Genomic DNA, 12,129 nt, shown 5'->3' with positions numbered 1-12,129 from the left:
GACCTAAAGACCTTGGATGTGCAGTTGCTCGATGCGCCTCTCCTCAGCTTCCTGATGACGGATATAGGCGCGAATCACTTGCTCATCCAATCCCACAGTGCTGACGCAATACCCCTTGGCCCAGAAATGTAGCCCCGTGAAGTTTCGCTTCTGTCCCAAGAATTCCCGATGGATACGGACCGCGGATTTCCCTTTCAGAAAGCCCACCGTATAGGCCACGCTGAACTTCGGCGGAATGCTCAAGCATAGATGAATGTGATCCGGCATCGCGTGCCCTTCCACCAACTCGATGTCCACTTGGCGGCACAACTCGCGGAGAATCCCCCCGATCTGTCGCCGCAACGTTCCATAGATTGCCCGGCGCCGGTATTTGGGCACAAACACAACAGGGTACTTACAGTACCATTTGACGTGAGATTGGCTCTGCCATTCTCGCATGATGACCTCCTTCCAATTGCAGTTGTAGGAGGGAGGTCATCTATCATCCAAGGCTGCTCGCCGGAACGGCAGAGTCTGGCGGAGTCCACCGCCAGAGGCGGTGGCTTACCTAATCGAGTTATGGAATTACTCCCGAGCGGCCCGGAGAGGAATAATCGACATAAAAGAACGGCAGAACTCGTCTCATGTCACGCGGTCACTTGCCAATATCCGTGTGTGGCATTCCACCGAAATACAGCGCAGCGAACGCAGTCGGCGGATTGAACGAGAAGTCCGCGCTCATGATTCATCGGAGAGACGGACGAAAAATGACAGCCGAACTCAGAACGATCTATGGCAAGACTGCAAAGGGCCACGAAATCCGAAAAAAAAGGACGCCTAAGCGTCCTCTATTCCAATACCGACTCTGACAGACTGTTTTAGTCTCCGAAGACGCTCACGCTGAGCGCGACAGACTGGACTGGTATCGCGGCCGGGCTCTCTTCGAGCGATACCGGCCACAAAACCATGATCGACATCGACCGCACCAACGACTCAGCCGAAATAGCTACTTCGCTATACAATCTTGCCGATTTTCATTCCATGACATTAGGCTACAACAATATTTGCATATTGAAGCAACCTCTCGAGGCTATTCCAGATTAGCGTGTCTTGTCCTCATTTCTTCTTCGGGAATTCCTTTCTCGTGAATAATATGAGCTATCGTGGCTTCCAAAAAGATCAACGTCGACAATTCAAAAGTCGTACCCATCGGCATACCGGCAATTTTACCGTATTGCTCCGCAGTACCAATCTGGCATACGAAATCCGCCATGTCGCCGATTGTTGAGCTTTTCTTCGTGGACAGCAAAACGACTTCGGCGCCTTGCTCCTTAGCGCGCTTGGTGAAGGCAATCATCGTCTCCGTTTCTCCGGAGCCCGAAATTACGATAAATAGATCACCCTTTCGAATACTCGGGGTAACAACTTCACCAACGATATACGCATCATACCCGCCATGCATCAGTCGCATTGCAAAAAATCTTGCGACCAATCCTGACCGGCCGGCGCCAGACACAAAAATCCGCGACGCCTTATCGATCATTTGGGTTAGTTTTTCATCATAGGTCGGATCTGTGGCTTCTAAAACGCCTGAAATCTTTTCTATGATCGTTTTCTGATGCATGTTACGTACCTATGCAGCGCTAGCGAGTTCGCAGATCTCACGTGCGGCATCAGCAGGCGAAGCAGCTCCATAGATCGCAGCACCAACGACAACAATGTTTGCACCTGCACGTGCAACTTGCTGAACCGTCGATTGCTTGATCCCGCCGGCAACAGATATTCTGACAGGCAAGTTCAGGCGCGCGATGGCCTGCAAGTCGGCAAACGGCGTTTGGCCGGCAGCCTGTGCATCGAGTCCCGTGTGAACGCCAATGATCTGCGCGCCCAATCTAGCGGATTCTCTAGCGCATGCCACTTTATCCGGCACGTTGATGAGATCGACCTGCACTTCTGCATTGTGTGCTTTGGCAGCCTTGATCACACCGGCGATGGTCGGAAGACCGGACACGCCGAGAACCGTGCAGATGTCGGCGCCGGCCGCATAGAACGGAGTTGCCTCGTACTCGCCGGCATCCATCGTTTTGAGATCGACCAGAATCAGTTTATTGGGATATTTCTTCCTCAATTCCTTAACGAGGCCGACTCCGTTGTGCTTTATGCAGGGAGTTCCGATCTCGAAGATGTCTACGTAAGGTGCCGCAAGGCCCGCAAGTTTCAACGTCTGGGCGACGTCCAAGGAATCCAATGCCAATTGTATTAATGGTCTTGCCATGATGCGTACTCCAATTGTTATAGTTGGTTAGATACTTATTAATGCGTTCTTTGTAAACGCATTATTCATTAACTCTAAAGTAGAACCGGGACAGGTGTCAACGCCTCTCTGCCGCTCTTCCATATCACCGCCAGCACACCCATTCGCATGACACTTCGGCTTCGATACCTTACGTCTGGACGATCAGCGGGCACGGCGATGAGTCCGAGGTTATCGGATTATCCCGATGACTCTCTAATGCGCAACGAGATCTGGCTTTCGGTGAACCTATCAGTTTCGGCTGTCACAGCCGTTTGCCGCGGGGTCTACTGAATATTTTTCAGGTACTTGGCCACGCCGGTTTCGGCTGCTGCCGCCTTGACGGGTTCGGGCAAGTTTTTCAGATACTTGGCCACGCCGGTTTCAGCGGCCGCTGCCTTGACAGGTTCGGACAGGTTTTTCAGATACTTGGCCACGCCGGTTTCGGCTGCCCCTTCTCCTGAAACAACAGCAGGCCTCTGCTGAACCGCCTGAACCGGAGCTTTAGATTTGGACTGTCTGCCGCTCCAGAAGATGAAGCCGACCAAGCCGAGAACGATCAAACCGATCGGATAATTTTCCGCCAAAGGATTTTCGGCTTTGGCCGCTTCAGCACCAGAGCCGGGTTGTTCGACCGATGCCGCCGACGAAACGGAGCTGCTTGCCTCCGCCTTGGACTGCATGGTCACCGCCCGTGCTTTTGCAGCTTCCTCGTGCTTGGCGATCAAGTCGGCATCCTGGGTGATAACTACGGGCTCAAAGTCTGCTGCCGGATATTCAGAATCTGCCATCGCTAACGGGCTGGCTAGCAGCAGCGCCGCAAATACAGCTTTCGTCAAATTATATTTTTTCACGTCGTTCTCCTAAAAATCGTAAGAAGTGGATGAAGGCCCGCCCGTCATGGGCTGGATAGCCGATCCTAACTTAGTATAAGGGTGCGCCTCATCAAATGGAATATATGAGCCTCTTTTCAATAGCCTATGAGACTTTGCAGGGCGCGTGTTTCCGATAGTCTGTCTAACGCGGCTCATTGCGGCTGTTCGTCCCGATGGCGGTCTTCTCCGATGAAGTCCGAGCATGCCCCCGAACCGAACCCGCGCACCCGTATGCGAAGCCAAACAGCCGTTCGAAATGCCGCCCGATCCTTCTACCCTCGAAGGCGCGGCAATGGTCTTCCTTATATATAGCCATCCACTCCGACAAGTCAGCAAACTGGAGCGATGTCGCACGGCGCCGCCGTGATGCGGTCGAATGTCCGGGCAGGTCATCGCCTGGATTCAGGCGTTCTTCGACCGGCCTTTTACCGAGCGGACAGAAGTTCATCGACCCGTCGTAAATCATCCTTCGTATCGACACCGGCCTCCGGCGCCTCTTCGACAGGCAAAACCAGAATGCGTTCTCCATGCCATAGAATGCGCAATTGCTCCAATGCCTCGACGGCTTCCAACTCGGACGCCGGCCAACTTACATAACGGCGCAGAAATCCGGCCGAATAGGCGTAAATGCCGATATGCCGGAGATACGGAAAACCTTCCGGCAAAAGCGCGCTGGCGCTGGAAAAACCGGCCCGATACCAAGGAATGGGAGCCCGGCTGAAATAAAGCGCGCAGCCGTTTTGATCGAGCACTGTCTTGACGGCGTTCGGATCGAAGATTTCGCGGCCGCTTTTGATGGGAGCGGCAAGCGTGGCGACCTGCGCAACATGCTGATTAGCCAGGGCCGCGGCGAGCATCCTTATCAAGCTCGGTCGCATCAAAGGCTCATCGCCCTGCAAGTTGACGACGACGTCGTCATCCGACCAGCCCAGCCTCTCAGCCACCTCGGCAATCCGTTCGGTGCCGCTGGCATGGTCTTCGCGGGTGATCAGCGCGCGCACCGGCAAATGGCTTACCGCGTCACGGATGCGTTCATCGTCGGTAGCGACGATGACGCTACCGCCGGCTTCCAAGGCGCGTTCGCAGACGTGGACGATCATCGGGCGCCCGGCCAAAGGCAGCAGAGGCTTGCCCGGCAACCGGCTCGATCCGTAGCGTGCCGGAATGACGATATTGAAGGAGGACACGGTGCAGTCGCTAAGAAAGGGCGTCGTATTCTTCGAGGCTGATCCTCCGCGCTTCGCTTTCCAGCATCACCGGAATGTCGTCGCGTATCGGATAAGCGAGCCGGTCAGCCTTGCAAATCAATTCCTGCTGTTCTTTCTTGAAAATAAGCTCACCTTTACAGACGGGGCAGACCAGGATCTCGAGTAGTTTTCTGTCCATTGCATTTAGCCTTCAATAGGAGTAACAAATTCTCGCCGAATTCTGCCGGCAATCGGGCCTCGACGGGCACATACCAGAAATTTGCGGTAGCGAAAGCGCGGCACTTGACCGCGTCTTTTTCGGTCATCACGATGGGCAAGCCTTTTGCGAATTCCAGGTCTTCGGCCCGATACTCATGATGATCCGGGAATTCCCGGCAGTCGAACGTCAAACCGAGGCTTCGGAGATGGTCGAAAAACCGCTGCGGATGGCCGATTCCGGCAATCGCGTAAAAAGGACGTCCGGCAAAGGATTTTACGGGCTCTTTCACACGTTCGTCCCGGAGATTCACGGCCACTCCGCCCTCCAAAGACATGACATATCCGCCCGGCGGCGCCTCGCCCGAATAAACTCGGAAGTCTACCGAATGCAATCGCTCGATCGGTTCCCGCAGAGGTCCTGCCGGCAGGCAGTGACCGTTGCCGAATCGCCTTTCGCCGTCCACTACGGCGATTTCCAGATCGCGGCTCAAGGCATGGTGCTGCAATCCGTCGTCGGACAGGACGATATCGCAATCGTTTTCTTCCAAAAGCGCTTTTGCCGCTTGGACGCGCTTGGGGAAAACAAACACCGGACAGCCGGTTCGTCGCGCGATGAGTAACGGCTCGTCGCCCACGGCGCGCACATCGGAGTCTGCCGAAACTTGGCGCGGACGCGGTCCGGGAGACGCTCCATAGCCGCGACTGACGATACCCGGCCTGAACCCTTTTTCTTTCAGAAATCGAGCCAACCAAACAACCAAGGGCGTTTTGCCCGTACCCCCGACCGTCAAATTGCCGACCACGATGATCGGAACGGGAAGGTGCCCGACTTCCTTCAATCCGCTCCGGTATGACCAGCGACGAAGCGCGACGACTTGGCGAAACAAAAACTCGAGCGGCGTCAAAACGGGATTCGGATGCGGTTTGCCGTACCATTCCCGCTCCAGCCAGCCGGTCAACCGCTTCTTCACGGTCTCGAACGATCAGGGATTCTCGGCCGCTTCGCTTTTGGCAGCGAAGGTCACATGCGTGAAGCCGAGTTGGCTGGCCGCGTCCAGAACGGCGATCACCGCTTGATGAGTGGTCTTCTGGTCGGCATTGATGACCAGCAAGGGATTTTTATTGTCGCCGGCCGCTTCCAGAATAGCTTTCTTTAAGGTTTCAACCTGCGTGTTTACTACCTGATGCTCGTTGACGAAATAGCGCCCTTCCGTATCGATCACGATGTCGATGCCCTTTTCTTCGCTTGCCGCCTGGCCGGTGGCTTCGGGCAAACGGACCTGCAATTCCGCCTCGCGGCTAAACGTCGTGGTCAAAACCAAGAAGATCAGCAGCACGATGAGCACGTCTATCATCGGAATCAGGTTGAGCTCGGGATAATCCCGGCGCCGCGGACGGAAATTCATTGCCGCCTATTCCTCTTCCTGGCTGTTGTAAAGAGTCTCGATCAACCGCATGGCCTCCTCTTCCATGCGGACGGCAAAGCCGATCACGCGCCCCTGGAAATATCGGTAGAAAATCAGACTCGGGATGGCTACCGCCAGTCCGGCAGCGGTCGCGATGAGGATTTCCGAGATACCGCCGGCCAGTTTGGTGGGATTGCCGATGCCGTTCGCCATGGAGAATGTGGAGAAGACCTTGATCATGCCCAGAACGCTGCCCAGCAAACCGAGGTAAGGCGACACCGACGCGATGGTGCCCAAGGTATTCAAATATCGCTCCAGATCATGCATCGCCTGACGCCCGGCCTGCTCGATGCTTTCCCTCATCACTTCGCGTCCCTGCGAATAGCTTATGAGCCCTGCTGCAAGAACCGCGCCGAGAGGAGAATTCGCCCGCAATCTCCGAATGTAGGCGCTATCGAGCTGGTTTTTCCGATACAGATTCCAGACCTCCGGCACCAGCTGCGGAGGAAGAATACGAGTCGTACGCAGCGCCCAAAAGCGCTCGAAGATGATGGCCAAAGCCAGTATCGAGCAGGCAATGATGGGCACCATGACCCAGCCGCCTGCCTTAACGATTTCGAACATAATCGATTATCCCCCACATCAGTCAATCCACCATTTTAATCGAACGGCTTGAAACCGACAGTTCGTGAAGCTTCCAAATGGACCTGCAAGGCGCCGTTGAAACGGCTTTTACCTAATCCAAGCAAACTGTCGAACCGGGCGTTCATCCAAAATCCCGATGTTCCCGACGAATGGACGGCACTACAAGGCTTCTATATCGATATCGGGAAACTCGGCGCGAAAACGACCGTGCTGCCACACGACTTTCCCGATATCGCGCCAGGGTTGAGCGACGTTCTTGTGGCGCAGGTCGTATTCCCAATCCATGGGTACGCGCACTTCTTTCATTTTGATCAGAAATTCAGCGTTCGATAAATCCAGCCCCAACTCGGTACCCCAGAATGCCGTGATCTTTTTCAGGAATTTACTCAATCGCTCCTGGTTCATGTGAGAAGTCACCGCAACGTTTGCCCACATCGATTGAACGCGACCCCAATTCGGTGCGACCAGGCGTCCTTCCTCGTTCACGAAAGGCAGCCATCGCTCGCGGCCTGCCTGGTCCTTGTAGGTTAGAGCCAATATATGATTGTAGCCGGCAAAATGATCGTGCATGTAAAGAGCATGCGGCGTTATGCCGAAAAAGGCATGGGAAAAATTGATGACCGCGTTGCTGAGGTGATCGGCCAATTGCCCGGCGGCGCCGATATCGCAGGCATCGCCGCAGCGGTACAAAATGCCGTAATGAACCGTGCTGTTCAGTTGGAGGACCAGAACCATGACCAGGAACTTCGCGATACGCTGCGTCTGTTGCCTGCCCGTTGCCGCATACCGTTGGTACCAATTCGCCAAAGGATGCTCTTCAAGCAGAAGCGGAGCCGACGGGACCGCGCACGCTTCGTCGCAAACGACGCGTTCTCGCTGATCCGCTATCCGGCGATAAGCCCGGTTCCCCAAATGGTAAATGCCCGGCAATCCCATGAGCCAACCGATCGGGGCGGTATATCCCATGCCGATCAATATCCGGATGTAAGTATCCAGCCCCGAATATAAGCGCCGCTCGCCGTCCAAAGCATAAAGGTCCTGTAAAAGCTTGCTTTCGGGTATCGAATCGAGCTCGCGATACTCTTTTGCATGGAGCTGCAAGCCTTTGAAGTCGATCGCGTTGAAGATGTCGAAGTGCTGCACGACGATCACCGTGCGGTTGCACAACGGACATTGCCGATCGTAAAAAACGGTCAGCTTCGGTTGCTCGCATCGGAACGCCTTCTTCAAATTACGCCACCAGCCGAACGGGACCAGCAGAAAATAATGAACCAGCATCGCGAAACCAAAGGGATAGATATTGAGCGAAAGGATTATCCCCGTGTGGAACAACGCTCCGGTGATCAGCAGAGGAACCCGGAAAGGACGGAACCAGAGCAGGAACAAGAACAGGAATTGGAAAACGATTATCGTGTAGCCGATAAACATCTCCAAAGGTTTTATGTTCAATAATGGCGTCATGTCGATAGCCGACATGTAATAAGGCATCGCCGGCGGAAGCCACGGTCCCATTCCGTTACGCCAGAATTCCGACGAGAGTTTATGAATGCCCGAATCCAGATAGAGCAGCCCCAAAGAAATGGCCAGCGGGAGATAATAAGCGATAACGGGCACTTCATCGCGCGGCCGATACCGGCTATCCAACGTCGAATGCCTCAATTTAAGACGCAGATTATCCAGGGATAAGGCTCGCTCCGTAGGCAAGAATATCAGCAGAAAACTGGAGCCCGTCATTAACTGGTCGAATCCGCCGTCGAAATCCTGCCACATCGGCGTAAAGACGACGAAAGTTACCCAAAATATATAATTGGTCAGCGCCGCTCGCCGGGTATGATAGCCCACGGCCAGGCATGCTGCGACGGCGGCCCACGCCAGGAGAAAAAAGTCCAGTATGGGCGAGGCTCGATCGAGAAAAGGCACCGGATCGAAAATCAAATGCCTGAAATAAAATAGAAAAACGATCTCCTGGAGTATGACCAGCGAGAAGCCGATTCGGAAAGCGCCAAGACCAACGGCAGGCACCTGCTTGGCAAGTCCCTGTTCGACCCATGTTTTCAATTTTCGATACATTGCTTGAATAGTTCGTTTTAACGGAGCGCCACGGGCGGGATTCGGGACGATGAAACTATCTGGCGCGACAAGGGAACCGGCGATTCAATACGGCAAGAATTGGAACAAAAAGATAGATCGAAGTATGAAGTGCGTTATTCGAATGGTTTGCCCCAGGTACCGAAAAAGAACGCATGGCTCAGCGGCCGGCGCATGCGCGTAGCATATTCCCGCTCTTTAAGTTCGTTCGGAATCTTGTCTTCCGCAATCTGATACCCCACTGTAATCATCGCCATGCAAGCGTAGCCGTCGGGAATTGCAAATTCGGCTTGTATTTTTTTCGCATCAAAACCGCCCATTTGGTGAACCATCAACCCCAGAGCGGTCGCCTGGACCGCCAAGCTCATGCTGGCGGCGCCGGTGTCGTACTGCCCCCAGCGGTTCGGGCGGCCGTCTGAAAACAAGTCGCTGGCGACGGCCAACATCAGAACAGGCGCGTGCACCGCCCAGTTCTTGTTCCCTTCGGAAAGGCAATCGAAGGCCCTGGACCACGATTCCGATTCGGCTATCCGATCCCAGATCAGATAACGCCAAGGTTGATCGCCGAAACAGGAAGGCGCCCAACGTGCCGCCTCCAAAAGAGCCGTCAACTTCGCTCGCTCGACCGGCCGCTCCGGATCATAAGCCCTGCCGCTCCAGCGAAGCGCAAGAACATCGGCGATTTGGACCTGGGTGCTGGCTCTTTTCTCGAACATCGCGCATTCCTGTGTTTTTTGACGGCAACGAACGCCTGTACGCTGGCGGGTTTGAATTGTAACTCTTTGATAACGAAATTAACCAAGTTTTGCTATTCGAAAAGCTCGGCCGTCGGGCCTTTACGCTCTTTGGAAAGCGCCGCGGCAGAATGCCGCTTAGCGCCAATCGGCCCGAACCGGCTCAGGAAACGCTAAAAGCGCCTTCGCACCTCGAACGTGGTGAAATCCGCCGTCGGCATTTCTTCGATCACGTCCAGAAAATCGACTTTCGCACGCGGAGGGCCATTCGCGCACCAGTTCAGGAACTCGGCGATACGATCCGAAGCGCCCTCTGCCAGGATTTCGACCCGGCCATCCGGTAGATTTCGCACCCAGCCATTAATCCCCAGGGCCAAGGCGCGTTCGCAGGTGGCCGCCCGGAAGAACACGCCCTGAACCAAACCCGATACGAAAACATGAACCCGTCTGGTCATCGATGCACCTACCGGTTGATCGTCCAACAATAATGAATCCGCGGATTGCGCTCGAAATCCTTGGGAATCGTTTTGCGGCTGATATCCTCGAACTTCAGGCCCGCCAGCGCTTCGGCGTCGAATTTGAATTTGCGGCAGTTGGTGGAAAAAATCAGTGACCCGCCCGGCGCCAGAAGGTCCGCGCATTTTCTTATCAGCATCGGGTGATCGCGCTGCACGTCCAAGGTCTGTCGCATTCTCTTGGATGTCGAAAAGGTCGGCGGATCCAGAAAGATCAAATCGAAGCGCCGCCTATCCCGCGACGCCCGATCGAGCCATTCGAGACAATCCGCCTGAATGAGTTCGTGGCGGCCGCCCCGAATTCCATTGAGTTCCAGATTGCGCTTCGCCCAATCCAGATAAGTGCGGGACATATCCACGGTGGCGGTCAACATCGCCCCGCCTTTGGCCGCGTACACCGAGGCGGTTCCGGTATAGGCGAACAGATTGAGGAAGCGTTTGTCCGCCGCCAGATCCTGGATCATCCGGCGCGTGATGCGGTGATCGAGAAATAGCCCGGTATCGAGGTAATCCTCGAAATTGACCCAGAACTTCCATCCGCCCTCCTCTACCACCTGAAACCGTCCGGCTTCGGCCTGTTTCTCGTATTGGGCCGGCCCTTTCTGTTTCCGTCGAATCTTGAGAAAAAGCTGATCGGGCTGGATTTCGAGCACCGCCGGAATAACGGCCACGGCATGAACCAGCCGCGCCTCGGCCTTGGCCGGGTCGATGCTGGAAGGCGCTTCGTATTCCTGCACGTGAACCCAGGTCCGCTCGCCCTGGTACACATCCACGGCGACGGCATACTCGGGCAAATCGGCATCGTACAGCCGATAGCAGCGGATGCCGTTTTGTTTTGCCCAGCGCCCGAGATTTTTCAAATTCTTGCGCAGCCGGTTGGCGAACATCTCCGCCCCGCTATCCGCGGCGTCCACGGCTTTGGCTTTCCTGAAAATTTCACGGGCCTTGCGTTGCGCCTCGGTCAGCGGTTCGGGTTCGCGCGGGCTGAAAAAACGCTCCGGCTCGATATCGAAATTGAACAGCCTGCATTCGAGAGCGCCGTTGTACAGCGTGTAATAGCGCGTCGCCCGAATGCCCAGTTTGAACGCCAGTTCCGGATTGCCGGTCAGCACGGCCGCCTTCCAGCCGGCGAAATGATTCTTGAGCGTCTCGCCCAGCGCCGTATACAGCGGAACCAGCGTCTTTTCGTCGCCCAAACGCTCGCCATAAGGCGGATTGACGGCGATCAGGCCGAATCCGTGGCGCGGGCGGGCCTCCGTCGCGGCTTTGCGTTCCACGTGCACATAACCTCTGAGCCCCGCGCGCTCGATGTTTTCCAAAGCGATTCGGACGGCTTGCCGGTCGACATCGTAGCCGACGATAGGCGGAAGCTTTCGCAATCCCGGTTCGCAGCGCCGTTCCGCCTCGTTCACCAGTCGCTGCCACAACGCGGAATTATGTTTTTTCCAGCCGAACAGACCGAAATGAGGCCGCAGCAGTCCCGGCGCAAAGTCGCTCGCCATAAGCGCCGCTTCGATCGGCAAGGTACCGGAACCGCACATGGGATCGATGAAATGCCCCCCGCTCTCGGCGATCTTAGGCCATCCGGCGCGCAGCAGAACGGCCGCCGCCAGATTTTCCTTGAGCGGCGCCTTGCCGCCTTCCTGCCGGTACGCGCGTTTGTGAAGGCTCTCGCCGGAAAGATCGATGCTCACGGTCGCGACATCGCGGTCCAGATAAACGTTCACCCGGAGGTCCGGCCGATCGAGACGCACCGACGGGCGGACGCCGTAATGCTCCCGAAAATGATCGGCGATGCCGTCTTTGACCTTTTGAGCGCCGAACAGCGTGTGATCGATCTTCGACCGGCTGGAGGCGAAATCCACCGCGAAAGTCGCGTGCGCATCCAGATGTGCGCCCCATTCGATCCGGCGGATGCCTTGGTAAAGTTCCTCGGGGCCGGCGGCGGGAAACCGGTCCAGCGGAAGCAGAATCCGGTTGGCCAGCCGCGACCACAAACAAGCCTTGTAAGCCGTTTCGAGATCGCCGCCGAAAGCCGCTCCGGCGCGGGTCTCGGCAACATCGGCCGCCCCCAGGGTGCTCAATTCATCGGCTAAAAGAAGCTCCATACCGAGCGGAGCGGTCGCAAAAAAATGCAGGGAATGATTCATCGAGATATATCTGAAAGACCGCGCGAAGCGGTATAGAA

The 12,129-nt window shown here is 55.7% G+C and carries 13 protein-coding genes; all 13 read right to left on the bottom strand.

The window, feature by feature from the left end; all coding sequences use genetic code 11:
- Nucleotides 1–3: 3 nt before the first annotated feature.
- Entirely contained in the window at nucleotides 4–438 is a 435-nt protein-coding gene (tnpA, locus tag ACWJKU_RS07475) for an IS200/IS605 family transposase (RefSeq protein ID WP_454147299.1), read from the bottom strand.
- A gap of 631 nt (nucleotides 439–1,069) precedes the next feature.
- The gene (gene hxlB, locus ACWJKU_RS07470) at nucleotides 1,070–1,603 is read right to left on the bottom strand and encodes a 6-phospho-3-hexuloisomerase (RefSeq protein WP_454147297.1); all 534 of its coding nucleotides are present in this window, start codon (nucleotides 1,601–1,603) and stop codon (nucleotides 1,070–1,072) included.
- 9 nt (nucleotides 1,604–1,612) lie between these two features.
- A complete protein-coding gene (gene hxlA, locus ACWJKU_RS07465; RefSeq protein ID WP_454147295.1) occupies nucleotides 1,613–2,254 on the bottom strand; it encodes a 3-hexulose-6-phosphate synthase in 642 nt (213 codons plus the stop codon).
- A 305-nt stretch (nucleotides 2,255–2,559) separates the two neighbouring features.
- Nucleotides 2,560–3,126: a hypothetical protein gene (locus ACWJKU_RS07460; RefSeq protein WP_454147293.1), complete on the bottom strand. Its 567-nt coding sequence runs from the start codon at nucleotides 3,124–3,126 to the stop codon at nucleotides 2,560–2,562.
- Nucleotides 3,127–3,572: 446 nt separating this feature from the next.
- A complete protein-coding gene (gene kdsB, locus ACWJKU_RS07455; RefSeq protein WP_454147291.1) occupies nucleotides 3,573–4,334 on the bottom strand; it encodes a 3-deoxy-manno-octulosonate cytidylyltransferase in 762 nt (253 codons plus the stop codon).
- 10 nt (nucleotides 4,335–4,344) lie between these two features.
- The gene (locus tag ACWJKU_RS07450; RefSeq protein WP_454147289.1) at nucleotides 4,345–4,533 is read right to left on the bottom strand and encodes a Trm112 family protein; all 189 of its coding nucleotides are present in this window, start codon (nucleotides 4,531–4,533) and stop codon (nucleotides 4,345–4,347) included.
- Complete coding sequence (lpxK, locus tag ACWJKU_RS07445; protein ID WP_454147287.1) at nucleotides 4,490–5,524, bottom strand: tetraacyldisaccharide 4'-kinase; 1,035 nt, start codon at nucleotides 5,522–5,524, stop codon at nucleotides 4,490–4,492. Before lpxK ends, ACWJKU_RS07450 begins: the two co-directional genes overlap by 44 nt.
- 12 nt (nucleotides 5,525–5,536) lie before the next feature.
- Nucleotides 5,537–5,959, bottom strand: coding sequence for an ExbD/TolR family protein (locus tag ACWJKU_RS07440; RefSeq protein WP_454147285.1), 423 nt, complete (start codon nucleotides 5,957–5,959; stop codon nucleotides 5,537–5,539).
- A 6-nt stretch (nucleotides 5,960–5,965) separates the two neighbouring features.
- Nucleotides 5,966–6,583 carry a MotA/TolQ/ExbB proton channel family protein gene (locus ACWJKU_RS07435; protein WP_454147283.1) on the bottom strand — a complete coding sequence of 206 codons (618 nt, stop codon included), beginning with the start codon at nucleotides 6,581–6,583 and terminating at the stop codon, nucleotides 5,966–5,968.
- A gap of 180 nt (nucleotides 6,584–6,763) precedes the next feature.
- Nucleotides 6,764–8,674 carry a DCC1-like thiol-disulfide oxidoreductase family protein gene (locus tag ACWJKU_RS07430; protein WP_454147281.1) on the bottom strand — a complete coding sequence of 637 codons (1,911 nt, stop codon included), beginning with the start codon at nucleotides 8,672–8,674 and terminating at the stop codon, nucleotides 6,764–6,766.
- Between the two features lie 134 nt (nucleotides 8,675–8,808).
- Nucleotides 8,809–9,408 (bottom strand): nitroreductase family protein, encoded by a 600-nt coding sequence (locus tag ACWJKU_RS07425; RefSeq protein WP_454147279.1) that lies wholly within the window; start codon nucleotides 9,406–9,408, stop codon nucleotides 8,809–8,811.
- A gap of 191 nt (nucleotides 9,409–9,599) precedes the next feature.
- Nucleotides 9,600–9,881 carry an acylphosphatase gene (locus ACWJKU_RS07420; protein ID WP_454147277.1) on the bottom strand — a complete coding sequence of 94 codons (282 nt, stop codon included), beginning with the start codon at nucleotides 9,879–9,881 and terminating at the stop codon, nucleotides 9,600–9,602.
- 8 nt (nucleotides 9,882–9,889) lie between these two features.
- Nucleotides 9,890–12,091: a bifunctional 23S rRNA (guanine(2069)-N(7))-methyltransferase RlmK/23S rRNA (guanine(2445)-N(2))-methyltransferase RlmL gene (gene rlmKL / locus ACWJKU_RS07415; RefSeq protein ID WP_454147275.1), complete on the bottom strand. Its 2,202-nt coding sequence runs from the start codon at nucleotides 12,089–12,091 to the stop codon at nucleotides 9,890–9,892.
- Nucleotides 12,092–12,129 lie beyond the last annotated feature (38 nt).

This window comes from Methylocaldum sp. MU1018 (genome assembly GCF_053646775.1).
This window is presented reverse-complemented; position numbering and strand designations above follow the sequence as displayed.